Consider the following 24,321-nt stretch of genomic DNA (forward strand, 5'->3'; position numbering starts at 1 on the left):
GCGGCAGCCGTACGGTTCCGGGTGGCCGGGGTCAGTCCGCCGGGGGCAGGCCGGGGCGGGCCGGCGGGTGGGGCTGCCGGGCGTGGCGGGGGCCGGGGGCGGGGTCGGCCAGGAGCCGGCGGGGGTCCACCGCGTGCCGGATGGCCGTCTCGACGGCCGCGACCCGGTCGGCCAGCAGGCCGAGCGCGGCGACCGCGCGTGCGGCCGGGTCGTCGTCGGCGCCGCCGAGCGCCCGGGCGCGGACGTAGGACGCGGTGATCTCCGCCCAGCGGGCGGCCCGGGGGCCGGTGAGGGTGCCGCGCAGCTCGGCCAGTTTCAGCAGGTTGGCCTCGGCGCCGCTGGTGAGGGTCTGGGCCTCGCCCGCGTAGTGGTCCTCGATGACGGCCTCCAGCTCGGCGGCGTTCATCACCGGCACGATCCGTTCGGCGATCTTGTTCATGTTGCGGTACGAGCCCTGGAGCCGGAACGGCGGCTCGGTGCGGGACGCGTCGCTCTGCGCCGCCGAGGCGATGTAGGCCGCGTTCACCGCGAGGACGGTGTCCCGGGCGGTGAGGAGGTGGCGCAGCACCGCCACGATCCGTTCGGTCTCGGCGGGGGCGTAGGAGTGCTCCAGCTCGTCGGCGCGCGGTGCCGGGCCGGTGCCCGAGGCCATGCGGAGGAACTGTTCGAGGTCCGCGCGGGAGCGGCCGGCGAGCGGGGCGAGGACCGGGTTGGCGGTCAGCGCGTTCTCGACGAAGCTCAGCGCGAAGACGTCCTCCCGGCCGCTCAGGACCTCGCCGAGGTTCCACACGTCGGCCCGGTTGGCGAGCATGTCCGGGATCCGGAAACGGTCGCCCGACTCGGTGTAGGGGTTGCCCGCCATGACCACCGCGAAGCGCTTGCCCCGCAGGTCGTAGCCGCGCGGCTCGCCGTCCCGCACCCCGTCGATCCGGCGGGTCGCGTCGCAGAGCGGGATGAACTTCTGGAGCAGTCCCAGGGAGGTGTGCTGGATGTCGTCCAGGTACAGCAGGGTGTTGTTTCCGCACTCCAGCGCGAAGTTGATCTTCTCGATCTCCTTGCGCGCGGTAGCGTCGGCCGCCTGCGCCGGGTCGAGGGAGGTCACGTCGTGGCCGAGGTTCGGCCCGCTGACCTTGACGAGGACCATGCCGAGCCGGTCGGCGACGTACTCCATGAGCGTCGTCTTGCCGTAGCCGGGCGGGGAGACCAGGAGCAGCAGGCCCTGGGAGTCGGTGCGGCGGCCGGCGTCGGCGGTGCCGAGCTGCTTGGCGAGGCTGTCCCCGATGAGCGGGAGGTAGACCTCGTCCAGCAGCCGGTTGCGGACGAAGGCGGGCATCACCCGCGGGCGGTGCTCGTCCAGCCGCAGCCGGCCGCGTTCGGCGTCGAGGAGGCCGTTGCGCAGCCGCTGGTAGGCGCGGAAGCCGGGCACCGTCCGGTCGCGGAACGCGGCGGTACGGGCGAGGAGTTCGTCCAGGCGGACCAGGAGTGCGCCCTGCCGGACACGCGGGTGGTCGCCGAGGAGTCCGTCCACGCGTTCGGTGAGCGGGGCGTCGTGGTCGTAGCGGTCGAGGCCGGGGCAGAGTTCCACGGCGGCGGCCTCCGCGAGGTCCCCCTCGTCCACCGCCGAACCGCTCGCCGCCGCGTAGGAGGCGAGCCAGCCCTCGACCAGCTGGCGCCGGGCGGGCAGGTCGTCGTGGAGCGCGGCCAGGTCGTCGTCGTAGGCCGGGGTGCCGGTCGCCCGGCGGAACTTCTCCAGGAAGGTGCGGACGGCGGCGCCGGTGACGAAGCCGGCGGGGCGGCTCGTCAGCTCCTCGAAGAGGTACACGGCCACCGCGCGGTCCGTCCCCATGACCGCCGCCCACTCCTCCTGGAGGGTGCCGATCGCCGGGGCGAGCCCGAAGGTGTCGCGGGCCCGTGCCAGCGACACCGCCCGCCGGGTCCAGGACGTCCGCAGTGCCTCGTCGGCCTCGTGCGCCCAGAACAGCTGGGCGGCGGCGCGCACGGCGGGCCCGAAGCGCAGCAGTCCGGCCCCGGCGCGCAGCCGCAGCAGGGCGGCCAGGATCGCGGTGGCGTCCTCGTCGTGGACCCCGCGCCGGTACCCCTCGTCGTACGCCGCCGCGGCCGCCTCCCGTACCAGCGCGGCCAGGTCCTCGGTGCCGGACAGCCCGTCGGCGCCGTGCTCGTCCAGCAGGCGGGCGGCCAGGTGCTCGGCGCGGTAGACCTCCGGGGACTCCGAGGGCAGCGACTGGTCCCAGTAGGGGCGGGTCGCCGCGAAGGAGGGGTCGGTGACGGGGGCGCGGTAGTCGGTGCCGGTGAGCGCGAAGGCGAGCCGGTCGCCCCGGGGGACCAGGGTCAGGTCGAAGGGCCGGGTGTTCACCGCGAACCGGTGGCGGCCCAGTCTGAGCACCGCGCCGCCGTCCGCGTACAGCTCGCCCCGGTCCCGCAGGGCGCGGCCCGCCTCCTGCCGGGCGGCCTTCAGCCGCCCCTCCAGCTCCTCGGCGCGGACCACCTCGCCCAGCTCGCGCAGCTCCCCGGCGGTACGGCGGACCTTGGCGACCATCGGGTCGGACGCGAAGTAGGTGTGGACGGCGTCCAGGTCCTCCAGCGCGGACAGCCGCCGGGACACCGTCTCCAGCACCCGGGCGGCGGAGCCGGCGAGCCGTTCGGCCCGCTCGGCGCGGGCGTCCTGGAGGCTCTGCCGGCGTGCGGAGAACGCCTCGTAGACCTCGGTGCGGCGCTCGGCGAGGCGGCCGAGGAAGTCGTCGGACTCCGCGAACCGGGACTCCAGGTTCTCCAGCTGGAGCAGGAGCCGGGCCAGCTGCCCGTCGCAGTCCTCGGGGGTGCCGGCGGCGGCCAGCGCCCCGGTCACGGCCTGGCCCAGCAGGGCGAACTCGGCGGCGAACTCGGCCTGTCCCTCGGTGGTCAGCAGTTCACGGCGGCGGACGTCCAGGACGGCGCGGGCCCGGTTGGCGTCGCCCAGGACCCCGGCGATCCGCTCCAGGATCGACGTACGGACGGTGGCGTCGCCGATGTCGAGGCCGGTCACCACATCGGTGACGGTGGCCAGGCCCCCGGTGATCTCCGTCAGCCGGTCCGAGAGGGCGGGGGCCTGGGCGACGGCCGTCAGCTCGCCCGCTTCCCGGGTGAGCCGGGCCAGTTCCTCGTGGTAGCCGGTGAAGGCGTCGTCGCGGGCGAGGAAGGAGACGGCCCGGCGGGCGGCGGCGGTGAGGTCGTCCTCGGCCTCGGCGGACAGCCGCGCGATCCGCTCGGTGTCGGCGTAACGCATCTCGGCGAGGGTCGCCAGCCGGCCGTGGGCGGACCGCAGACCGGTGAGCTGCTCCACCCACGCGGCGGCGGAGCGGGGCGCCTCGCCCCTGGTCCGGCGGACCAGGGCGGTGAGCCGGGCCGACGTCTCGTCGAGGGCGTCGGCGGCCTGCCGGGTGAGTTCCCGTACGGTCTCGAACTCGGCCAGCACCTGTCCGGCGGTGGCGCCGATCCCGTCCAGCGGTTCGGCGAGCAGGCCCAGCTCGGGGTCGGTGAGCCAGTGGTAGCGGTCGCCCGCCCGCGCGCAGTCGGCGACGAGCCGGGCGTAGACGGCGGCGGTCGGTGTCATGTCGCGCACACCGTGGGCCAGGGCGAGGCAGTCGGAGATCCCCCGTACCAGGTCGGCGTTTCCGGTCCGGGCGAGCGGCCCGGTGCCGGCGGGCCGGGACGCCGCGTAGGTGTCGGAGACGTAGGGGGTCTGCCAGCGCTGGAGGGGGTGGACACGGGCGGGCCCCTCCTCCCCGGTCCGCAGGAGGACGAGGGTGCCGTCGTCGAGGAGGGCGTGGGCGCGGCCGGACAGCGGGGTGGCGACCTCCTGGCGGATCAGGTTGTACGGCAGGAGCAGGGTGCGGTCGCCGTCCCGGGACCGGAAGACGTACAGCACGTCCTCGCCGTTGGGGGAGCGGACCGTGCCCTCGAAGACCGGGTCGGACAGCTCCTCGGCGGTGTCGAAGGTCTTGGCCGCGCCGGTGGTGAGGTAGTAGCCGCCGGGGAAGATGATCCCCTGGTCCTCGGGGAGCCGGTGGCAGGAGGGGCCGATCCCGTCTAGCCGGGTGACCTGTCCGAGGAGCGTGTTGAAGACCAGGTGGCGCCAGGTCTCCTCCTTGTACGGGCGCACCCGCAGCAGGACCAGCGGCCCGGCCTCGGCGTAGGCCACGTCGGCGTCCGCGAGGGACTGGAGCGGCTCGTCCACCGGCTCCTCGTAGATCCCGCCGGGGGTCTCGGTGTCGTCGGCCGTCTTCACGGTGAGCGTGCCGCCGAGGGCGTCGACGAAGAGCGCGCCGCCGGCGACGGAGATGTGCGGATGGCGGCCGGGGCGGTGGTCCTCGCGGCTGGCCGGGGTCCACTCGAAGTCGTGGGAGGGCGGGAACACGTGGTCGCGGTCGCCCCGCGCGTCCAGGAACTCCCCGGGCTCCCCGTCGGGTCCGAGCGCCCAGCGCAGGACCCGGACGTCCTCGGCCCGCTCCCCGGTGCGGAAGACGGCGATCAGCCGCCCGTTGACACGGCGCAGCCGCAGCAGCCGGGCGTCGCGGAAGTAGCGGTGCAGGCCGGTGAACTCCCGTACGAACGCCTCGTCGCCGAGCGGCCCGGCGTCCGGGGCGTCCTCCAGGCCGGGCTCCCGCAGCACGAGGACGTCATCGACGCCCGGCTCGCCGGCCGCCCCCGGGCCCCGCTCGAAGCCGAACAGCAGCCGGCCGCCCACGGCGACGAGGTCCCGGGCCAGCGAGGGCCGCCCGGTGTGCACCTGTTCGGTGGCCAGCAGCCGCAGCCCGGTCGATCCGAACTCCTCGGTGCGCCGCGCGTTCAGCGCCTCGGCCCGCCGGACCAGCTCATCGGCCTGCGCCGCGAGCCGCCTTCGGAGCACCTCGTAGGCACCGCCGTCGGCGTGGTCCCGGGGCCCGGTTCCGACGCCGGTTCCGGTTCCGGTGCCGCTTCCGGTGTCGATGCCGCTTCCGGTGTCGGCGGTGGCGGTGGCACCGGGGGGTGCGGTGTCGGTGGCGGTGTCGCGGTCCATGCGTACGGCTCCCTACGAGATGTCACTACGGCGTGCGGCCCCCGGCCCGGCCGGGGCGGGGCCGGCCGGGGGCGGGGGACGGGCCGGATGCCGGGCGGCCGGGGCCTGTCCGGCGGGGCCGGGCGGACGCCGGGCCGGGCGGGTCCTCCCGGGCCTGGCCCGGTGCGGGTCCCGGTCCGGCCTGGCGCGGGTCCCGGTTCGGCCCGGTACGGGTCCCGGTCCGATGCGGGTCCAGGTCCGGTGCGGGTCCCGGTCCGGTGCGGGTCCCGGTCCGGCGTGGCCCCGGGAGGTTCCGGCCGGGGTGGGCCCGTGTCCCGGCCGGGCCCGCCCCCGTGGTGCGGGTCCGGCCGGGGCGGTGGGCGTCAGCCCACGCCCACCGCTCCGGTGCCCGCCCCGTTGCGGGAGGCGGTGGCGGCCGGGGCCGGTCCACCGCCGGCCAGCGAGGACACCGTCATCCCGGCGAGCCCCAACTCCTCGGCTGCGCTCAGCAGTTGGCGTACCTGGTCGGAGGCCGGGCCGGACGATCCCCGCATCAGCCGCATCAGCAGGGCCGACACCGTCAGGTTCTGTACGTCACCCGTGGACACGGAGCCCAGCACCCGGGTCAGGTCGTCGGTGAAGGAGGAGCTGCCGTCCAGCCACGGACCCGCCAGGGTCTGCGCGGTCTTCGAGTTCTTCACGAAGCCGTCCACGCTCCGCCCCATCGAGACGGACGACACGAGACGGTCGAAGAAGACGGAGTCCCCGCCCACGATGTCGATGTCCGCGTTCTCCAGACCGGTGGCCAGGACCGTCGCCTGGGCCTCGGCGACCTGCCGCTGGACGTCGAACTCCGCCAGCCGGATCTCCTTCTCCGCCTCCAGCCGCAGCCGGTACTCCTCGTGCCCGCGCGAGGCGTCGTCCAGCGCCGCCATCGCCGCGGCCTTCTCGGTGAGCCCCTCCGCCTCGGCCTTCAGCTTCTCGCCGATCATCGCGGCGTCCGCGGCGGCCTGGGCCTGGGTGCCTTCCGCGACGGCCAGCGCCTTCAGACGTGCGCCCTCCGCCTCGGCCCGCAGCCGGGCCTCGGTCGCCTGCGCCTCGGCGAGGCCGGCCTTCTCGGTGACTTCGGCCTCCGCCTCCCGGACCTGGATCTCGGCGAGCCCCGCGGCGGCGGTCTCGGCCTGGATGCCCTCCGCCAGCTTCAGCTTTGCCAGGGAGTCCAGCTCGGCGGTCTTCAGCCGGGCCTCGGCGAGCGTGAGCTGCTCGGCCGCCCGGTGCGCGGCCGCGGCCTCGGCGGCCTCCGCCGCCTTGATGTCCTTGACCAGCTTCTCCTGCGCCTCGGCCTCGGCCGCGATGATCACGGCCTTCCGGCCGCGCTCGGACTCCTCGACGGCCCGCAGGGTCAGGATCGACTCCTCCTGCTCGGCGACCGTACGGTCCACCGCGACCCGCTCCCGGATCACGTCGGCGACCTCGCGGCGCTCGGCCTCGACCTCCTTCGTCGCGGCGATCCGGTTCAGCTCCGTCTCGCGCTCGCGGCCGATGACCTCCAGGACCCGGTCCTTCTCGATCCGCTCGTTCTCCACGGCGATGACCCGCTCGCGGTTCTTCTGCGCGACCGCGATCTCCCGGGCCTGGTTCTCCCGCTGGATGCCGAGCTGCTCCTCGGTACGGATGAACGCGCTCTGCGCGCCGAGCCGTTCCTCCTCCTGCACCCGGGCGGTGGCCGCCTCCTCGCGGGCCCGCAGCGTCTCGACCTCGCGGCGCTGCTTGATCTCCGCCTCGGCCTGCCGTCGCTCCAGCTCCAGGATGGTCTCCCGGGCGTCGACGTCCTGCCGGGTGATCTCCTTCTGCTCGGTGCGCTGGAACTCGTTGGTGCGGACGTGCTCGATCGCCGTCAGTTCGGTGATCTTGCGGATGCCCTGCGCGTCCAGGATGTTGGCGCCGTCGAGCTGCGCCATCGGGGTCTGCTCCAGGAAGTCGATCGCGGCGTCGTCGAGGTGGTAGCCGTTCAGGTCGGTTCCGATGACCCGGATGATCCGGTCCCGGAACTCCTCGCGCTTGGTGTAGAGGTCGACGAAGTCGAGCTGCTTGCCGACGGTCTTCAGCGCCTCGGAGAACTTCGCGGCGAAGAACTCCTGGATGGCGGCCTTGTCGCTGGCCCGCCCGGTCCCGATGGCCTGCGCGACCTTGATGACGTCCTCCACGGTCTTGTTGACCCGTACGAAGAACGTGATGTGGATGTCGGCGCGGATGTTGTCCTGGCAGATCAGGCCCTCGCGCCCGGTACGCCGGATCTCGATCGTCTTCACCGAGATGTCCATGGTCTCGGCCTTGTGGAGCACCGGCAGGACGACGGCGCCGGTGAAGGTGACGTCGACCTTCTTGGTCTTGGAGATGATCAGCGCCTTGCCCTGCTCCACCTTGCGGAAGAGGCGGGTGATGACGAAGACCAGGGCGATGGCGATGAGCAGGACAACGGCGATCAGTACGCCGATGCCCCAGGAGATGGCATCCATGTCAGTCCTTGGCGGTGGTGATGAGGAAGCTGGGCGGGGCCGGTCCCGGTGTTTTCGGGCATGCCGGGCGGAGGACCGGCGCGCTGGGGCCGGCCCGTGGGCGGTGAGCGGTGAGCGGTGGGGACGGAGGTGCGGGCGCCGGGTGCCTGGTGCCGGATCAGCCCGCGTCGTGCGGCAGGGCGCGCGGGGCCAGTTCGGCGTCGTAGGGGGAGACCCAGAAGAACTCGCCCTCGGCGTCGTACGCGTAGAGGAGCCCCGCGCTGCCCGCGGTGAACGTCTCACCGGGTGGCACCGACGCGTCCAGCAGACGCACCTGCACGATGGCGGTCGAGCCGTCGGCCGCGGCGACCTCCGCCTGCCCGAAGTCGGCACTGACCGACCCGGTGCGGATCGTGCAGACCTGGCCGACGAAGTCCCGCCGGGATGGAGGGGGTTCCGCGGGGAAGTACCGGCGGAAGCGGCGCAGGAGCATACGGACGGTCCCCCAGGCGATGAGCAGGGCGGCGGCCAGCACGGCGATGTGGAGCAGTGCCCGGGGCGTGCCCGTGGCGCCGCTGCGCAGGACCAGGACGGAACCGGTCAGGCTGACGAACCAGGAGACCAGCACGAGCAGGGACACCGACACCGAGACGGGGACCCCGCCGACGCCGACCGCGTCGGTGTCGAGATCGGTGTCGAAGGAGTCGTGACCGGTGGCTCCGGCCAGCACCAGCAGCCAGAAGCAGACGACGACGACCAGGGCGGCGCCGAAGACCACCGCTGGGAATGCGAGTGCCGCGGAAAGGAATTCGTTCACCCGGATCCACCCCCTGTGACGCGGCGTCGCCGCGCTCCTGCCGTGCCGTCCTCGCACCGCGCCGCCCTCGGGCGGTGCCGTCCTCGTACCGTGCTCGTGCCGCCCTCGGGCGGTGCCGTCTTCATGTCCTGCGGCGCGGTCGTGTCCGCGCTCCGCGGGACGGAATTCCGTGGGGGAGCGGGCGGCCGGGCGGGGCCCCGGCGCCACGGAACCGCGAACGGTCCGCGGCGGCCGGGTTTCTCCCCGTATCCCCCGGTGTTCCCCCGTATCCCCCGTGTTTCCCCCGTGTGTTGCTGAAGTGATCGTGCCAGTGGGAGGGGGTCCGGCGCATTGCCGGGATCCGGCAAACTTGGCGCTGTCCGGTTGCCGGGCACCGGCAGGGCTTTCGAAGCGTTGCCCTGATGACATAGCTGTTACATACAAGAAGAGGTGACCCGTGGCCGAGCCGGAGATTCCGGACGACGTCCTGGGGGATTACGCCCTGATCCTGGAACAGGCCGCGGCGACCGGACGCAGGCTGACCAGGGAGGAACTGGAGGAGCACCGGCTGCTCGGCCGTGAGGCCGCCGAGGCGGGATTCCAGCTCCGGGCCCTGGTCCGGCGGCATCTGACGGCGACCCGGGAGTCCTGGCCCGCCGCCGCGGCCCGGGGGGACCAGACCGCCGTCGCCGCCGTACTGGCGGCCGTGGAGCAGACGGTCGACGCCTTCGCGGAGGGTTTCGAGCGTGCGCAGCGCCTGACCGTACGCCGTGAGGAGGCGGCCCGCCGCGAGTTCATCGACGATCTGCTGTACGGGCGCAGCGACATGGGCCGTCTCGCGGAGCGCGCCACCCGGTTCGGGCTGCGGCTGTCCCGCGCCCACGCCGTCGCGGTTGCGGCGGGACCCGAGGCGTACACCGAGAGCGACGCGGTGCCGCGCACGGTGGAGACGGCGCTGCTCGCCCGGTTCAGCGGCCGGAAGATCCTGCTGACCACCAAGGACGGACGCCTGGTGTGCATCGCCCCGGGCAGCCAGCCGGACGTCCTGCGGTACTTCGCCAAGCAGGCGCACGCGGCGACGGAGGGCGGCCAGGTCGCGGTGGGGCGCCCGCACCGAGGGCCGGGCGGTGTCGTCCACTCGTACGACGAGGCCCTGGACGCCCTGGAGATGGGCCGTCTCATGGACCTCGACGACCCGGTGCTCTACGCGGCCGACCTGCTGGTCTACCCGGTCCTCACCCGGGACCGGCAGGCGATGGCGGACCTGGTGCGCAGCGAACTGGGCCCGCTCCAGAAGGCCAGGGGCGGCGCGGAACCGCTGCTGGAGACGCTCTCCGTGTACTTCGACTCGGGCTGTGTCGCAGCCGAGACGGCGCGCCGGCTGGCGCTGAGCGTCCGGGCGCTGACCTACCGGCTGGAGCGCATCCACCAGTTGACGGGTTCGGACCCCTCCGACCCGATGCACCGCTACTCGCTCCAGACGGCGGTGATCGGCGCCCGGCTGCTGGACTGGCCGGCGAAGGAGCTCTGAGCGGGGCCGTCCGGCCGCCCCGGGGGGCGGGGCGGGCAGGGGGGAGGGGTGGCCGGGGGCGCACAGGGGGTGGCGCCCCCGGCCTGCCGGGCGCGGCGGGGTGGGTGGGTCCCTCCGCGGGATCCGGCGGTCCGACGGCCGGTGGTGGCCGGTGAACCGTCGGCCGTTGACCTGCCGGCCGGTGGCCTGCCGGCCGGTGGTTCGTCGGCCGCTGACTTGCCGGCCGTTGACCCGCCGGCCGTTGGTCCACCGGCCGTTGGTCCACCGGCCGTTGGTCCGGTTCCGGCGGGCTCCGGGGGCCGGGTGCCCGGCGCCCGGACGCCGGTTCCCGCCGGCTCGCGGCGCTACAGGTCGAACTCGTGCGGCGGCAGCCCGAGTGCGAAGCACGCCTCGCGGACGACGGCCTGCTCGGAGGCGTCGAAGTCACCGTCGGCGCCACCGATGACGATGCCGATCTGGATCACGGCACGCGCCTCCGCCGGCTTCTTCTTCGCCTTGGCGATCTCCTGGAGCACGGCGACCTTGCCGAAGGCGAAGTCGGCGGTCAGCTTGTCGACGTACTCGTTGAAGCGCCGCTGGAGGTCCTCCGCGGGGAAGTTCCGCAGGACGTCGTTGCCCGTGATCAGGGAGGCGACGCGCTGCCGCTCGGACGGGTCGACGGAACCGTCGGCGGCGGCGACCAGGGCGCAGACGGCCATGCTCGCGTCCCGGAACGCCCCGCTCTTCAGGTCGTTCTTCTTCGCCTCCAGCTGCTGCTGCATCGTCGAAGCGGATTCCTTGATCCGGTCCCAAAGGGCCATGACGTCTCCATACGGTGAGTACGTGAGGTGCCGAACCAGGGAAACTCTACAACGGTGTAGAAGTAACTGGGTGCGCGGTCCGCGCGAACGCGGGCCGGAGGCGGCTGGAAGGCGACCGGAGGGTGGCCGGAGGTGGTCGGCGACGGCCGGAAGCGGTCGGAGGTGGCCGGAAGGCGGTCGAAGTGCGTCGGGAAGGCGTCAGGAGAGGTCCTCGACCAGAACGACGAACGGGATCGAGGCGCCCGCCCGCCGGTAGTCCTCGGCGCTGCCGTCGACGGGGAAACCCATGAAGGCGCACAGCCTGCGTGCGGTCCTGGGGTGCCGGTCCGCGTACCGCGCCATCAGCTCCCCGCCCTCCTCGGGCGCCGGGAAGCGGGCGGACACCGCGTGGTAGCCGCGCCCGGCCTGGACCACGGCCTGCGGGGTCCGGCGGAGATTGCGGTACCAGTCGGCCCGGGGCCCGAAGCCGGAGGCGAGCGTCCAGGTCCTGCGCCCGCCCATCTCCCCGGTGCCGACGACCTCCAGTACGGTCCGGCGCGGCTCGCCGGTGAGACGACCGGTGTGCACGAGCAGCAGCAGACGCCCGCGGAACAGCGGTCCGATCCCCATCCGGAACAGGAGGACGGGCATCCGTGCCGCCGAACGCCTCCAGCCGGTGAGCGGCGCGGGGCGGCGGGGGCCCGGGGCGGCGGGTTCGGGAGGCTCGGCGGACGGGTGCGTCACGGGGCGGCTGGCCCTTCTCCGGCGGCGTACGGCATGCGGCGCGGCGGCGTACGGGGTGGACGTCTGGTCTGGTGGTCCGTGCAAACGTTTGGACAGTGCAAACGTTGCCTTGTCCCTGTCGCTCGTGCCACATTCCCCGGGTCCCGAAACGAGATCGGCTCGGCTTCGATTCGGGTTCGGCGGTCGGAGGGGGGTACAAAGAGGCATGCCAGAACACTCCGCCGCCGCCTCCGAGGACGAGGGCCCGGCCCCAGAACCGGAACCGGACCCAGAACCGGGCCCGGACCCAGAACCGGGCGAGTCTCCGGCCCTCCACGGTGCGGGAGGGAAGCCGGAGGAAGTCCCGGACGACGTCGATGCCGTGACCCACGCGGTGCTGACCGCCTCGCGACTGCTCGTAGCCGTCGCCGCCCGCTCACTCGCCGCCGTCGAGGACCGGGTGACCGTCCCGCAGTTCCGGCTCCTGGTGGTCCTGTCCTCGCACGGCGACGCCAAGCTGGTCGACCTCGCCGAGTGGCTCGGGGTCAACCCCTCCACCGCGATGCGGATGGTGGACCGGCTGATAGCGGCCGGCCTCGCGAAGCGCACGATCAACCCGGACAACCGGCGTGAGACGGTGCTGCGGCTGACGCCGGAGGGCAGCAGGATCGTCGCCGACGTCACCGCGCGCCGCCGCCGGGAGATCGCCGGGATCGTGGAACGCCTCGCCCCTCAGCAGCGTACGGCGCTGGTCGACGCGCTGACGGCGTTCACCGAGGCAGGCGGTGAGGCCCCCGCCCCCGCCGCCTACCCGCTCGGCTGGACCTGACCCGCCACCGGCCGCCGTACGGAAAGCGCCGGTGCGGAAAGCACCGGCACGGGGAGGCACCGGCACGGGGAGGCACCGGCACGGAAAGCACCGGTACGGAAAAGCGCCGGCCCCCCGCCCAGGAGCAGAAACGGGTGGAGGACCGGCGCTTTTCCGTAGCGGCGGGCCGTCAGTCGGCGTCGCGTCCGGCGTGTTCAGGCGTCAGGACGTCGTGCGAGGGCATGTCCTTGCCGTCGTCGGTCCCGGCGGCGGCAGTCCCGGCAGCGGCACCGTCCTTCCCCGCCTTCCCCGCCTTCTCCTCCGCCTTCCCCGGCAGGTCCCCGCCCGGCTTCCGCGCGGCCCCGTCCTTGCCCTTCCCGGTGAGCGCGGCCTGGATCCGGGAGGCGACCGGCTCGGTCCAGCGGGCGGTCAGCGGCCCGGCGATGACCAGGATCAGCACGTACGCGGTGGCGATGGGCCCGATCCTCGGCTCGGTGGCCACGGCCAGACCGGCGATGACGATCGAGAACTCACCGCGCGCGACCAGGGTGCCTCCGGCACGCCAGCGGCCCCGGGGACCGATACCGGCCCTGCGCGAGGCGTACCAGCCGGTGCCGATCTTCGTGAAGATGGTGACGACGGCCAGCAGCGCCGCCGGCAGCAGGACCGGCGGGATCTCGGCCGGGTCCGTGGACAGTCCGAAGAACACGAAGAAGACGGCCGCGAACAGGTCGCGCAGCGGTGTCAGCAGCTTGCGCGCGCCCTCGGCGACCTCACCGGACAGGGCGATGCCCACGAGGAAAGCGCCCACGGCGGCGGAGACCTGCAACTGCTGTGCCACACCGGCGACCAGGACGGTCAGACCGAGGACGACGAGGAGGAGCATCTCCGGGTTGTCGGAGGACACGGCCCGGCTGATGAGCCGCCCGTGACGCAGCGCCAGGTACAGCACGAAGCCGACGGTGCCGAGGGCGATCAGCAGGGCGACGCTGCCCCCGGCCAGACCGACACCGGCCAGCATCGCGGTGAGCAGCGGGAGGTATATGGCCATGGCCAGGTCCTCGATGACGAGGACACCGAGAATGACGGGCGTCTCCCGGTTACCGAGCCGCCCCATGTCCGTCATCACCTTGGCGATCACGCCGGAGGACGAGATCCAGGTGACACCGGCGAGCGCGACGGCCCCGACAGGGCCCCATCCGAGCATCAGTCCGGCGATGGCGCCGGGCGTCGCGTTCAGTACGAAGTCGACCGCACCGGAGGGATATTGCGTCTTGAGGCTGGTGACGAGCTCGGAGGCGCTGTATTCCAGTCCGAGCAGCAACAGCAGGAGAATGACGCCTATCTCAGCACCGATCGCGGTGAATTCCTCACTTGCGCCGAGCGGTAGCAGTCCGCCTTCCCCGAAGGCCAGGCCGGCCAGCAGATAGAGGGGAATCGGCGAAAGTCCTATCCGCCCGGCGAAGCGTCCGATGATGCCGAGCCCCAGAATGACGGAGCCCAGCTCCACCAGCAATGCGGTCGTGTCGTGCACGGTCAGCCCTCCGCGATGATCTCGGAGAGCGTGTCCACGCCCTCACGGGTTCCTACAACAACGAGCGTGTCCCCGATGGCGAGCCGGAAGTCCGGCCCCGGGGACGGATGCGCACTGTGCGTGCGCAGAACAGCCACGATCGAGGCCCCGGTACGGGTCCGTGCCTTCGTGTCCCCGAGCAGCCGCCCGCCGTACGGAGAGCGGGAACCGAGCGGAATGTGCTCGGTGACGAGGTTGATGCCCTCCGTCCGTACGGCGTCGATCGGCGCGGCGTCGATGAGATGCGCCAGCGCCGTCGCCTCGGCGGTGGTCAGGGGTACGGAAAGGCGGCACGAATCTGGGTCGTCCTTTTCGTAGAAGCCCAGGAACCGTCGTCCGTCGTGGTGCACGACCACGGAGATGTGCTGTCCCGACTCGGTGGTGTAGTCGTACTGGACGCCGACTCCGGGCAGCGATGTGCGGTGGGTTCCCATGGCTTCCTCCTGAGGAGCGCGGCGGTGTGTGACCCTTTTGATCAACTCTTTAGACGGCCATTACCTTATCGGTCCACGTCAATACCCCCAGGTGGCGACCGTAGGGTGGGCACATGACCGACAGCCGGCGTGTCCGCCGTCTCGTGGCCGGTGAAGAGACCTGGTTCTGGTCCGTGTCCCACCGCCACCCCGAGTGCCGCGAGGTGCTCTCCCTCCGCCGTGAGGGCGGGCCGACCGCCCTGCGCATCGTCTTCCGGGAGGGCCCGGGGCGCATCGTCTCCGGCGGCTACGCCTGGCACGACGGCCTGGTGGGCACCGCCCACGGGCCCGACCTCAACCTCCACGAGCCGGGCGTGGTGCGCCGGTTGCTGGACGAGGCGAAGGCCCGGGGACTGGTGAGGGAGGGCCGCTCGGACCCGGAGGCGGACGGCTGGCCGCTGCTCGACGCGGTGGCGGAGGGCCGGGCGCCGGAGTGACCGGCGGAGGCAGTGGCGGTGCCGGAGCCGGAGTCGGCAGACAGTAGGCGGCGGAGGCGTCGTGGAAGCCCGCCGCGGAGACCGGCGCGGAACTCCCTGGAGAAGCGGCCTCGCCCCGTGCTTGCATGGGCTCCATGGTGTCTGCCGACCGCTTGCTCGCTTTCGCGGCCATGTCGTTCCTGCTGATCGTCGTCCCCGGCCCCAGCGTGCTTTTCGTGATCGGCCGGGCGCTGGCGCAGGGACGCCGCGCCGCGCTGACCACGGTTGTGGGCAACACCCTCGGTGCTTACGTCCTCGTCGTGGCCGTGGCGTCGGGCATCGGGACCGTCGTGGAACGCTCCGTCCTCCTCTTCACCGCCCTCAAGCTGACCGGTGCCGCCTATCTGGTGTACCTGGGTGTCAGGGCATGGCGGGGGCGCGGCTCGCTGCACGCCTCGTTCACCGGCGGCGACGGGGCCGGGCGGAGTGGTCTGCGTACGTTCTGGGAGGGCTTCGCGGTCGGGGTGTCCAACCCCAAGACCATCGTGTTCTTCGCGGCTGTTCTGCCGCAGTTCGTCGACCGCGGTCAAGGACACGTCATCGTCCAGATGCTCGTGCTCGGCCTGGTCTTCAACGCCATCGCGGTCGCCTCCGACTGCGTATGGGGCCTGACCGCGGCCACGGCACGCGACTGGTTCGCCCGCTCACCCCGCCGGCTCTCCATGGTCGGAGGTGTCGGCGGGCTCGCGATGATCGGCCTTGGCGTCACGGTGGCCACGACCGGACGCAAGGACTGAACCACCCGTGAGGCGCCCGCCGTGAAGGTTCGGCTGCTAATCCACCCTTATGGCTGATGTTTCCGCTGTGTGGCGAGTGCGGCTTTTCGGCTGCGTTACGGTAAGCGGGTCATCACGCTCCGTGCGCATGTGTGTGCGTATACGGAGCGGTCCCCGGACGTGTGTTAGCACCACAGCCCGAGGACCTTCACCGCCAGTGGGCACTACCTCTACGAAGGAACCACCGGGATGCTTTGGCATGCTACCGCGCTGTCTCGCGCCTATACGAAGGCCGCGAACGACCTTGTGCGTACCCCGCGTTTGAGCAGTGACGCGAAGATTCTTCTTCTGTATGTGCAGGGGCTTCCCGCTGAGCGCCGTGCTGTGGCGTTGAGCGAGCATGCGCGGAAGCTGGGGATCATGGGCCGGGCGTATCAGAAGGCGAAGAAGCTGCTGGTCGTGCACGGTCATCTGTATGAGTGGCGGCGGCAGGACGAGCGGGGTCATTGGGTGACCGAGCAGTTGCTGGCCAATGTGGCGCTGGATCCCGCGGAGGCGTCGGAGCTGCGGGCGGCGGGGGCCGGTGTGGTGATTGCCGACGTGGTTGAGGTGTCTCCGGGTGAGCGGAACCCGACGGTCGGTGGGCCGGGAGGCCGGGCGGCCGGTGGCTATACACCGGTAGATGAAGAACGGGAGAAGAACTCTTCCCACCCACCCACCGAAACCACTTCGACGAAGCCGGAGCCGGAGCCGAGTTCGGGACCGGGGTCGGAGCTGGGTTCGGGGTCGGTGGTGGTGGGTCCGTGGAGTGCGCAGGAGGCTGAGGCGGAGCGTGCTCTGTTGGGGTTGTGGCGGGTGCATCGGTCGTTGCGTCTGGGGGTGGTGGAGGTTCGCAGGCTGGTGGGGTTGGCGGTGGAGTGGTTGCGGCGGGGTGTGTCGGTGGAGGAGTTGTGCCGGGTGCTGGGCAGTGATCTGCCGTCTGCGGGGGTGCGTTCGGCGGTGGGGTTCGTGCGGTGGCGGCTGGTGCAGAAGCTGCCGGAGGCTCCGGCCTGCCCTTCCGGCCTGACGCGTTCCGGAGGGGCGGGTGTGGGGCTGGTGGGCCGGGGGGAGGGTGTTCAACTGCCGCTTCAGGTGGGGTGGGTGACGTGTCAGGGTCCGGGGGATGAGCATGTCTTCCGGGGTGGTGAGGGGGACACTCATTGCGGGCCTTGCCGTCGTCAGGTGGCCTGGGAGGTCTGGGAGCGGAAGCGGGCCGTCCAGCTGGCGGAAGAGGCGGCGGGCGGGACGGGTGCGGCTGCTTCTGTGCCTTCGCTGCCCGAGCTGTCCGTGAGGCCCGCGGTGGATGACGAGGACGACGTCTATCGGCATGTTCCGTGGCGGGAGCGGGTCGCGGCTGTGGAGGCGCAGCGCGTCGTCAGTACGTGAACGGTGTTCTCGGTGGTGGGGTGAGGGCCTACCCTGGGCCGGGCGGCAAGGGGCGTACCTGGTGGCTTCCCTGTGCCCCCTGGGAGGTAGGTGCGAAATGTCCGAGTCGGTGAAGTTGGTAGAAACCGCTGCTCCCGCCGGATAAACCCGCAGGTCAAATAGACTGCTCCCCGCGCACGCGGGGATGACCCCGTCAGCTCCCGGATCCCGCACCCTCCGCTGTGCTGCTCCCCGCGCACGCGGGGATGACCCCTTCCCCGCCGCGGTGACGGTCTCCTCGTCGTACTGCTCCCCGCGCACGCGGGGATGGCCCCTGTCTGCTCCTCGTGCCAACGCGTACAGCAGACAGTTGCACGCAATGCCCAGCAGACTCCGCACCTGCCGCAATCCCGCGCAACCGGTCCCCGCGACACCTTCAGGACCAGCATGCTGATGTTCCACCCGTAAGAACGGAGCCCCCTGTGACGCTCAGGTTCCTCGGCACCACATCCGAGCACGGCAACTGCCCCACCCTGTACGAGATCGTTGAAACCGGCGACATCGTCGTCCAGGGCGACCTGCTCACCGATCCCGAGCATCTGGCCCAACTCCGTGATGTGAGTGAACACGAGGGATTCGTCGTGATCCCCCGGGGCCTGCTGACCCGCTTTGCCCCCGAGGAGTGACGTGTCACCGCTGATCCCCTTCGAGGAGACCACTCATCTGTTCACGGACTTCCAGCACACCGCGTTCCGGCTGGAGACCCGCCGCGGGTACGCCACCGACCGGGCCGGAGCCAGGTTCCAGGCGTTCATGCGCGGTATCGACCCGCAGCCGGAACCCGAACACCCATGGAATGTCAACGTGCGGGAAAAGGCAGCTGAGGGTGCCCGGTTCTCCCGGATCCGGATCATTGATGAGCCGCCCACGGACGGGCAGCGGTTCCTCATGGCCACTGCGGCCGGCAACGTGGCAGCAGGTGAGGACATCCGTGTGCTCCCCCGCGCGGCCGCAGAGCGCCTCGCTCTGCCCGACTACGACCTGTGGCTCTTCGACTTCCGCACCCTTGTCCGTATGCACATAGACGACACCGACCTCACAATCGGCGTCGAACTGATCAACGATCCAGAACAGGTATTCGCCGTGTGCCGGGCGAGGGATGCCGCATGGTCACTCGCTGCTCCTTCTGCGGACGTCTGGGCGCGGGTACGTTAATCGGCGTGAGCACGGACTTCCAGAGCGCGAGGGAGGCTCTCGGTGCGCGCTTGACCGAACTGCGCACCGAAACCGGCCTTACTGGTAAGGAATTCGCCGAACGGCTCGGCTGGCAGCGCTCGAAGGTCTCAAGGCTGCAGAACGGACGGCAGACCGCCACCGCCGAGGACCTCGAAGCATGGGCAGCGGCAGCCGGCTGCCCGGATGTCGCTTCGGAACTGTGTTCGCGGCTACGAGGGCTGAAGACACACAACCGGCACTGGCGGCGGCAACTCGCCGCAGGGCACCGGCCGGTACAGGACCGGTACGTCGTCGAGTACCGGCAGACCAGAACGGTGCGAGGGTACGAGGCGTCCGTCATCCCGGGCCTGTTCCAGACACCGGATTACGCCCGGCACCTCCTGGCGCAGAACGCCAGGTTGATGCGATCCCTCCCGGACACCGACGCTGCGGTGGCCGCTCGCATGCGCCGGCAGGAAGTGTTGTACGAAGCCGGTCGGCTCTTCCGTGTCCTGGTGTGGGAGGGGGCTCTCCACGCGCTCGTATGCCCCCGGGAAGTGATGGCCGCCCAGCTTGACCGGCTGGCCGGGTTGATCGGGATGAGCACGGTGGAGTTCGGCATCGTCCCGCTTGGCACACCTATGGAGCTCACCCCGAAGCATGGATTCTGGATCTTCGACGAGAGCCGCGTCGTAGTCGAGACGATCAACACCGAGCTGTCGTTCGACTCCACCGATGACCTCGCCCTGTACGGACGAGCATGGGACGGGTTGGACGAATCCTCCGTGTACGGCCCACAGGCGCACCGCCTCATCATGCGGGCTCGGCATCTGTTCATGAAGTCCTGAGCAACCCGGCCCAACCCGGCCGGCACCTCGCGCAATCCGGCACAATCAGCAGGCCCCTCCCCGATGCCCGCGTCTACGTTCAGCGGTACAGCTCACCGGATGCGACGGGAGACCCACACATGCCGATGACGTCGAAGATGTACGAGGTGGACCGCTACGCCGGTGCCCGGGCGGTGCGTGAGGAGCAACAGGCTGTCGCCCTCGGCACGGTGGAGACGATCGGCTGCTACCCGGTGTGCCAGAGCCCCCGCTGCTTCACGGGGGCATCCTCGTGACCGAGGCCCGTATGACCGAGCTGGCCGCCACGTACCGGGCCTACATCATCCACATCCAGGGCTGCGACGCCGGGTGCCGTTCCGTCGACACGGCCTGCCCCGAGGGTGAGGAACTCCGGGCCGCGTACCGCGCGGCGGATAAGGGATCCGGCGAATGACCGGCAAGAAGCCTGCCTCTCCTCCCGCCCCACGCCGGGGAAGATCACCGCTCTGACCGCGCGGCAGAAGGCCGCGACGACCACCGAGGACCGGCCGGGTACTACGGGGCCGCGCCTCCCTGCTCCCCATGCGGGAATGGCCCCGTCCGGCGCGGCCTCGTCCGGATCAGCCTCGCTGATCCCCGCACACGCGAGGATCCACCGAGGTCAGCCCTTATCCGCCCGCGTGACAGCCGTGCGCAGCAACTCGGCCATCGACCGGCCGGCCACTCGCAGCGGCTCCGGATCGCGGGAGGCCCGGCTGAGCATGAACGCCCCCTCCAGCATCATGACCATCGAGCAGGCGAGTGAGCGCGCTGCCGCCGGTTCGGCCACCCAGTGGCCGAACCACTGCGCCGCAGCGTCGACCCACTCCTCGAAGACTTCCGCCGTGGCGGCCCGCAGTACTTCGTTGCTGCTGGCAACCTCCAACGCCACTGTCCCGATCGGACACGCGTCGGCGTAGTCGGCTGCGGCGAGGTCGTCTGCGGCGGCGTCGAAGGCGTGCACGAGGGATTCGGCGGGGTCCGCCACGCTGTCCAACAGCGCCAGCACCATGCGGCCGTACTCTGATCCGGATGTGCGGATCATGTCCTCGGCCAGTTGCTGCTTGCCACCGGGGAAGAAGTGGTAGATCGAGCCGAACGGCGCCTCTGCTTCGGTCGCGATCCGCTTGAGACCGGTGGCCGAGTAACCGTGACGGCGGAACAGCGTCGCGGCTGCGCCTTGGATTCTGACCCGTGTGTCCGACTGTCCCATTGCCCTCCGCCCTTCCTGCCCCCAAGATACAGTAGAACGATCTATCAAATAGGGGGTTCGATGCCGGAGATCGAGCTGTCGTCCGGGCCGGTCGACTACCAGGACACCGGCGGTGAGGGGCCGGTCCTGGTGTTCGGCCACGGCATGCCGATGAACGAGACCCAGTGGCGCAAGGTGGTCCCGTTGCTGGACGGATACCGATGTGTCTTACCTACGCTGCCTCTCGGTGGCCACCGTCGGCCGATGAACCCGGACGCCGACCTGACCCAGCGCGGGGTGGCCCGGCTCCTGGGCGAGTTCATCGAACGGCTCGGCCTGGACCAGGTGACCCTTGTCCTCAACGACTGGGGCGGAGGCCAGTTCCTGGTGTCGGAAGAGCAGGGCCGACGGATCGCGCGCCTGGTGCTGGTGGCCTGCGAGGCATTCGACAACTTCCCACCCGGACCTGCCAAGGCGATGGCCCAGGTGTGCAGGATTCCCGGCGGTGTCTGGCTCCTGACCCGGCTCATGGGTGTTCCCGCGTTCCGGCACAACCGGGCCGGATACGGTGGGATGAGCCTGCGTGGCATCCCTGACGAGATCATGGACGACTGGTTCGCTCCCGCCACCCGCAGCAGGGCCATCCGCCGGGACCTGGCCAAGTTCGCCACCGGAGCCCCCAACCGCAAGACGCTGCTGGCCTGGAGCGAGCGACTGCGTGAGTTCGAGCGTCCGGTACTGGTCGTATGGGCGACCGAGGACAGGCTGATGCCACGTGAGCACGGCCCGCGCCTGGCCGAGTTGTACCCACAGGGTCGTCTGGTCGAGATCGCTGACTCGTCCACCCTCGTCCCCGAGGACCAGCCCGAACGGCTTGCCGAAGTGCTGACCGACTTCCTTGCCCGTACTGGGGCGGAGCCGGCTGGAGGCGCCAGTTGAGCCCGAGAGCGGAACGCCTGTCTCGTTCATGCCCCGACTGCTGAAGCGTGGGGCCCGGAGGGTGCCCATGCCGCTCTGTGGCCGGGGAGTTGGCCTCGGTGTCGGCGTAGGCTCTTGGTGGGCAAGTGAGGATTTGGCCCTGAGTGGGTGGCGGGAGGGTGCACATGATGCCCGCTTTGAGTTTTTCAGGGAATGTGGGCGAAATGTCCGAGTCGGTGAAGTTGGTAGAAACTGCTGCTCCCGCCGGGTAAACCTGCAGGTCAAATAGACTGCTCCCCGCGCACGCGGGGATGACCCCCTCCGCCACATCGACCAGCACCTCACCCAGACCTGCTCCCCGCGCACGCGGGGATGACCCCACCACCGGTGTGAGGGCGGTGTAGATGCCGAACTGCTCCCCGCGTACGCGGGGCTGACCCCGTCATGAACTCCATGGCCTTGCAGTCGTTTCGGTTCCCGGCGAGCGGCCGACAGACCACGACGGCCGGGCGGGTGTCGGCGTCGATGACGACCTGGTGGTTGGTGGAGTACTGGTAGTTCTTCGACCGCTCGGCAATGGTGTGGTCGCAGGTGGGGGCCCAGGGTGCCGTCCACGATGAGCACGGTCCCCTTGGCGAACCTCTTGCGGGGTTGAAGCGCGAGCATCGGCCCGGGGTGGTCGATGATGCGGTCCGCCGCCGACTTGGGCACCCCGAACAGCGGGGCGAGTTGTCGCATGGTGAGGTTCGTGCGTCAGTAGGCCGCGACCAGCAGAGCCCGGTACTCCAGCGGAAGGCTCCAAGGCCAGCTCTTGCGGGCGCCGACCCGGGCACGGCATGACCCTCAGTTTCGTGGGACCACGGAACAGCGCTTAGGGCCTGCCGGGGAACAACATGCGGGCCGGCAACACGCTGACCTGCGAAACCAGGCCGCAAAACCCACAGGTTAATTTCCGGCAGACCCTTAGCGAGGTGCCGCGAGTGCGTCCTGGAGTACGTTCTCGAGCGTGACGCGTGCCAGCTCGTCTCTCAGGGTCTTCTCGATGCCGTCGTAGATGCCTTGCATCGCCGGCTGGATGCCGTGACCCACCACGCATCCCTGGTCCGGGGTGGTGCGGTGCATCGCGAACAGCGGGGCGGGTTCCACTGCCTCGTACACATCGAGCAGGGTCATAGCCCCCAGCTCGCGCGCCAGTGACCAGCCCGCGCCCGCACCCCGCCGGGACTCCACGAGCCCGGCCCGGCGCAGCTCGCCGAGCAGCCGCCTGATCACCACGGGGTTGGTGTTCGCGCTGGTCGCGATCTGCTCGGAGGTGGCGACCTCATGGCCCTGGCGCTGGTAGAGGCCGATCCAGGCAAGCGCGTGGGCGGCGATGGTCAACCTGCTGTTGGCACTCATGAACCCCTCCTTTCGGCCGCAACGCTTCATGTTACGACAGTGTTGTCGTAACAGCGAAGGTTGCAACAATCTGTCGTAACAATTAACGTTGCGACTGCCGGAAAGGGTCAATCAACGAGGTGAGAAGAATGAGCAAGCTACTCGCGGGCAAGGTCGCCCTGGTCACCGGGGGGTCGCGCGGACTGGGAGCCGCGACCGTACGGCTGCTGGCCGAGCAGGGCGCCGACGTCGCCTTCACCTACGTCAGTTCCGGGAAGCAGGCGCAGGCTGTCGTCGACGAGGTGCGCGGCAAGGGGGCCAAGGCCGTCTCCTTCCAGTCCGACCAGGCGGACACGAGCCGGGCACCGGCGCTGATCGACGACGTGGTCACGCACTTCGGCGGCCTGGACATCCTCGTCAACAACGCGGCGGTCTCCGTGGCCGGCGCGGTGGACGACCCGGACGCCGACACCGCCGCACTGGACCGGATGCACGCCACCAACTACCTCGGCGTGATCGCCGTCACCCGGGCCGCCTCTCGAGTGCTGCGCGAAGGCGGCCGCATCATCACGGTGAGTTCCGGACTGGGCTCCCGGGTCGGCGCCCCCGGCCTTGCCGACTACGCGGCGACCAAGTCCGGGATCGAGAGGTACACCATGGGCGTCGCACGCGACCTCGGGCCCCGGAATATCACGGCCAACGTCGTGGAGGCCGGACTGATGGAGGGCGGCATGCAGCCGCCGGACCCCGAGACCCTCAATGCCCTGGTCAGCTCGCTGTCCCTGCAACGCATGGGGCACCCCGACGAAATCGCCGCGGCGATCGCCTTCCTGGCGAGCCCCGCCGCGTCGTACGTCACGGGCGCGGTACTGGACGCCCACGGTGGCTACAACGCCTGAACCCGAACCCCTGCAGTGCGCCCCGAAGGACATCGCGTCTTCGGGGCGCGCACGGCCGACGACCCGCGACAAGGCGTACTGCTCGAAGGCTGTGCGCATGAGATGCGACGCCGCCGCGTCCAGGCTCTGATCTCCCGCAAGGGCTCCCCGAACATCAAGGGCCTGGGCAAGCTCCGCTAGTCGTCGAGCAGCCCCTCGCCCTGCTCCACCAGCTCAAACGCCTCGCGGTCCGCTGAGAACAACGTATCGAACTCCACGACGCCTTCGTCTCGTTGGGTTGCAGCCTCATCTGCTCCACACGCCTCAAGAAGTCCCGGCCGTGATCGCGTTACGAGCCCCTGAGGGTCTGCCGGAAATTAACCTGTGGGTTTTGCAGCTTGGTTTCGCAGGTCAGCATGTCGCCGGACCGCATGTTGTTCCCCGGCAGACCCTAAGGAGAGCGGCTCCTGACGAACGATCTTCTTCGCGGACTGCCGCCCACGACCAGACTGAGCCCCCCGAGTACGGGTCACACCAGCCCCTTGACCTGCGACTTCAAGTTGGCGGAGTCTCCGGGGAAATAGCACCTCCGTGCTGCTCCCCGCGCACACGGGGACGACCCTGGGTACGGTCGCGAGCTGGCCGGAGGTACGCCCTGCTCCCCGCGCGTGCGGGGATGACCCCGCCCTCTACGGGCAGTGCGACCTGACCCGCCCCTGCTCCCCGCCTGCGGGGATGCCCCCGCCGGCGTCGGCCACACCGCCGGAACCCTGGCCTGCTCCCCGCGCGTGCGGGGATAGCCCGAACCCGCAGCACTCCAAGCCTCCATGGACCGTCTGAGCGCTCAAGCCCTTACTGGTCGCCCTTCTGCCCTCGGCCGACTGACGGGCAGGGGCCGGAGGCCCAGTTGTTGCGTTGGTTGTCGGCGAGACGCTCCGCGCGGGTCTCTTGGAGCCAGATGAGGTTCGCCAACACGTCCTCCGGGTCCAGCGCGTTTCCTGGTTGCTGTACGGGTGTAGGAATGGGCTGCTGCTCAGATTCGGTCATGTGCAGGGCCTCTTCT

At 71.0% G+C, this 24,321-nt stretch carries 21 protein-coding genes and 1 pseudogene; 12 read left to right on the forward strand and 10 right to left on the reverse strand.

What is annotated here, in order from left to right:
• Positions 1 to 31: 31 nt before the first annotated feature.
• From CP967_RS17520 to CP967_RS17530, 3 genes are all read right to left on the reverse strand, one after another.
• Entirely contained in the window at positions 32 to 5,056 is a 5,025-nt protein-coding gene (locus CP967_RS17520; protein ID WP_150488876.1) for a DNA repair ATPase, read from the reverse strand.
• Positions 5,057 to 5,418: 362 nt separating this feature from the next.
• Positions 5,419 to 7,554, reverse strand: coding sequence for a flotillin family protein (locus tag CP967_RS17525; RefSeq protein WP_150488877.1), 2,136 nt, complete (start codon positions 7,552 to 7,554; stop codon positions 5,419 to 5,421).
• A gap of 157 nt (positions 7,555 to 7,711) precedes the next feature.
• The gene (locus CP967_RS17530) at positions 7,712 to 8,350 is read right to left on the reverse strand and encodes a hypothetical protein (protein WP_150488878.1); all 639 of its coding nucleotides are present in this window, start codon (positions 8,348 to 8,350) and stop codon (positions 7,712 to 7,714) included.
• 436 nt (positions 8,351 to 8,786) lie between these two features.
• On the opposite strand from CP967_RS17530, the gene CP967_RS17535 reads away from it, so the two are divergent.
• Positions 8,787 to 9,860 (forward strand): PucR family transcriptional regulator, encoded by a 1,074-nt coding sequence (locus CP967_RS17535; protein ID WP_150488879.1) that lies wholly within the window; start codon positions 8,787 to 8,789, stop codon positions 9,858 to 9,860.
• A gap of 344 nt (positions 9,861 to 10,204) precedes the next feature.
• On the opposite strand, the gene CP967_RS17540 is transcribed toward CP967_RS17535, so the two are convergent.
• Positions 10,205 to 10,660 (reverse strand): tellurite resistance TerB family protein, encoded by a 456-nt coding sequence (locus tag CP967_RS17540; protein ID WP_150488880.1) that lies wholly within the window; start codon positions 10,658 to 10,660, stop codon positions 10,205 to 10,207.
• 198 nt (positions 10,661 to 10,858) lie between these two features.
• Positions 10,859 to 11,383: a nitroreductase family deazaflavin-dependent oxidoreductase gene (locus tag CP967_RS17545; protein WP_229888503.1), complete on the reverse strand. Its 525-nt coding sequence runs from the start codon at positions 11,381 to 11,383 to the stop codon at positions 10,859 to 10,861.
• 205 nt (positions 11,384 to 11,588) lie between these two features.
• Between CP967_RS17545 and CP967_RS17550 the strand changes: the two genes are divergently transcribed.
• A complete protein-coding gene (locus CP967_RS17550; protein ID WP_150488881.1) occupies positions 11,589 to 12,191 on the forward strand; it encodes a MarR family winged helix-turn-helix transcriptional regulator in 603 nt (200 codons plus the stop codon).
• Positions 12,192 to 12,360: 169 nt separating this feature from the next.
• Here the strand turns inward: CP967_RS17550 and CP967_RS17555 are convergent, their stop codons facing one another.
• Positions 12,361 to 13,704 (reverse strand): cation:proton antiporter, encoded by a 1,344-nt coding sequence (locus CP967_RS17555; protein WP_150488882.1) that lies wholly within the window; start codon positions 13,702 to 13,704, stop codon positions 12,361 to 12,363.
• 2 nt (positions 13,705 to 13,706) lie between these two features.
• Positions 13,707 to 14,177: a cation:proton antiporter regulatory subunit gene (locus CP967_RS17560; RefSeq protein WP_150488883.1), complete on the reverse strand. Its 471-nt coding sequence runs from the start codon at positions 14,175 to 14,177 to the stop codon at positions 13,707 to 13,709.
• 113 nt (positions 14,178 to 14,290) lie between these two features.
• Here CP967_RS17560 and CP967_RS17565 point away from each other — a divergent pair, with 113 nt between their 5' ends.
• From CP967_RS17565 to CP967_RS34035, 8 genes are all read left to right on the forward strand, one after another.
• Positions 14,291 to 14,653, forward strand: a complete 363-nt coding sequence (locus CP967_RS17565; protein ID WP_190175153.1) for a hypothetical protein — start codon at positions 14,291 to 14,293, stop codon at positions 14,651 to 14,653.
• Positions 14,654 to 14,787: 134 nt separating this feature from the next.
• Positions 14,788 to 15,429: a LysE family translocator gene (locus CP967_RS17570; protein ID WP_150488884.1), complete on the forward strand. Its 642-nt coding sequence runs from the start codon at positions 14,788 to 14,790 to the stop codon at positions 15,427 to 15,429.
• Positions 15,430 to 15,657: 228 nt separating this feature from the next.
• Positions 15,658 to 16,833 carry a hypothetical protein gene (locus tag CP967_RS17575; RefSeq protein ID WP_150488885.1) on the forward strand — a complete coding sequence of 392 codons (1,176 nt, stop codon included), beginning with the start codon at positions 15,658 to 15,660 and terminating at the stop codon, positions 16,831 to 16,833.
• Between the two features lie 461 nt (positions 16,834 to 17,294).
• Positions 17,295 to 17,498: a hypothetical protein gene (locus tag CP967_RS17580; protein WP_150488886.1), complete on the forward strand. Its 204-nt coding sequence runs from the start codon at positions 17,295 to 17,297 to the stop codon at positions 17,496 to 17,498.
• 1 nt (position 17,499) lies between these two features.
• Entirely contained in the window at positions 17,500 to 18,027 is a 528-nt protein-coding gene (locus CP967_RS17585; RefSeq protein WP_150488887.1) for a DUF6879 family protein, read from the forward strand.
• A 5-nt stretch (positions 18,028 to 18,032) separates the two neighbouring features.
• Positions 18,033 to 18,875, forward strand: a complete 843-nt coding sequence (locus CP967_RS17590; RefSeq protein ID WP_150488888.1) for a helix-turn-helix domain-containing protein — start codon at positions 18,033 to 18,035, stop codon at positions 18,873 to 18,875.
• Between the two features lie 119 nt (positions 18,876 to 18,994).
• On the forward strand, positions 18,995 to 19,150 hold the full coding sequence (locus CP967_RS34030) for a hypothetical protein (protein WP_167535399.1): 156 nt from the start codon (positions 18,995 to 18,997) through the stop codon (positions 19,148 to 19,150).
• Positions 19,147 to 19,308 carry a hypothetical protein gene (locus CP967_RS34035; RefSeq protein WP_167535400.1) on the forward strand — a complete coding sequence of 54 codons (162 nt, stop codon included), beginning with the start codon at positions 19,147 to 19,149 and terminating at the stop codon, positions 19,306 to 19,308. The genes CP967_RS34030 and CP967_RS34035 overlap by 4 nt, the downstream gene beginning before the upstream one ends.
• A gap of 207 nt (positions 19,309 to 19,515) precedes the next feature.
• Here the strand turns inward: CP967_RS34035 and CP967_RS17595 are convergent, their stop codons facing one another.
• Positions 19,516 to 20,106: a TetR/AcrR family transcriptional regulator gene (locus tag CP967_RS17595; RefSeq protein WP_150488889.1), complete on the reverse strand. Its 591-nt coding sequence runs from the start codon at positions 20,104 to 20,106 to the stop codon at positions 19,516 to 19,518.
• A 60-nt stretch (positions 20,107 to 20,166) separates the two neighbouring features.
• On the opposite strand from CP967_RS17595, the gene CP967_RS17600 reads away from it, so the two are divergent.
• Positions 20,167 to 21,024, forward strand: coding sequence for an alpha/beta fold hydrolase (locus CP967_RS17600; RefSeq protein WP_150488890.1), 858 nt, complete (start codon positions 20,167 to 20,169; stop codon positions 21,022 to 21,024).
• A 428-nt stretch (positions 21,025 to 21,452) separates the two neighbouring features.
• Here CP967_RS17600 and CP967_RS17605 read toward each other — a convergent pair.
• Both CP967_RS17605 and CP967_RS17610 read right to left on the reverse strand, forming a co-directional pair.
• Positions 21,453 to 21,819 (reverse strand): annotated as a pseudogene (locus CP967_RS17605) (transposase family protein); the annotation flags it as partial.
• Positions 21,820 to 21,966: 147 nt separating this feature from the next.
• Positions 21,967 to 22,401, reverse strand: coding sequence for an Rrf2 family transcriptional regulator (locus CP967_RS17610; protein ID WP_150488891.1), 435 nt, complete (start codon positions 22,399 to 22,401; stop codon positions 21,967 to 21,969).
• 128 nt (positions 22,402 to 22,529) lie between these two features.
• Here CP967_RS17610 and CP967_RS17615 point away from each other — a divergent pair, with 128 nt between their 5' ends.
• On the forward strand, positions 22,530 to 23,279 hold the full coding sequence (locus CP967_RS17615) for an SDR family NAD(P)-dependent oxidoreductase (RefSeq protein WP_150488892.1): 750 nt from the start codon (positions 22,530 to 22,532) through the stop codon (positions 23,277 to 23,279).
• Positions 23,280 to 24,321 lie beyond the last annotated feature (1,042 nt).

Source organism: Streptomyces nitrosporeus, from assembly GCF_008704555.1.
GTDB classification, from domain to species: Bacteria; Actinomycetota; Actinomycetes; order Streptomycetales; family Streptomycetaceae; genus Streptomyces; species Streptomyces nitrosporeus.

Coding starts and splice junctions, on each gene's coding strand:
- CP967_RS17520 (WP_150488876.1), bottom strand. CDS start 5,056: ATGGACCGCGACACCGCCACCGACACCGCACCCCCCGGTGCCACCGCC.
- CP967_RS17525 (WP_150488877.1), bottom strand. CDS start 7,554: ATGGATGCCATCTCCTGGGGCATCGGCGTACTGATCGCCGTTGTCCTG.
- CP967_RS17540 (WP_150488880.1), bottom strand. CDS start 10,660: ATGGCCCTTTGGGACCGGATCAAGGAATCCGCTTCGACGATGCAGCAG.
- CP967_RS17550 (WP_150488881.1), top strand. CDS start 11,589: ATGCCAGAACACTCCGCCGCCGCCTCCGAGGACGAGGGCCCGGCCCCA.
- CP967_RS17560 (WP_150488883.1), bottom strand. CDS start 14,177: ATGGGAACCCACCGCACATCGCTGCCCGGAGTCGGCGTCCAGTACGAC.
- CP967_RS17565 (WP_190175153.1), top strand. CDS start 14,291: ATGACCGACAGCCGGCGTGTCCGCCGTCTCGTGGCCGGTGAAGAGACC.
- CP967_RS17570 (WP_150488884.1), top strand. CDS start 14,788: ATGGTGTCTGCCGACCGCTTGCTCGCTTTCGCGGCCATGTCGTTCCTG.
- CP967_RS17575 (WP_150488885.1), top strand. CDS start 15,658: ATGCTTTGGCATGCTACCGCGCTGTCTCGCGCCTATACGAAGGCCGCG.
- CP967_RS34030 (WP_167535399.1), top strand. CDS start 18,995: ATGCCGATGACGTCGAAGATGTACGAGGTGGACCGCTACGCCGGTGCC.
- CP967_RS17595 (WP_150488889.1), bottom strand. CDS start 20,106: ATGGGACAGTCGGACACACGGGTCAGAATCCAAGGCGCAGCCGCGACG.
- CP967_RS17600 (WP_150488890.1), top strand. CDS start 20,167: ATGCCGGAGATCGAGCTGTCGTCCGGGCCGGTCGACTACCAGGACACC.
- CP967_RS17610 (WP_150488891.1), bottom strand. CDS start 22,401: ATGAGTGCCAACAGCAGGTTGACCATCGCCGCCCACGCGCTTGCCTGG.
- CP967_RS17615 (WP_150488892.1), top strand. CDS start 22,530: ATGAGCAAGCTACTCGCGGGCAAGGTCGCCCTGGTCACCGGGGGGTCG.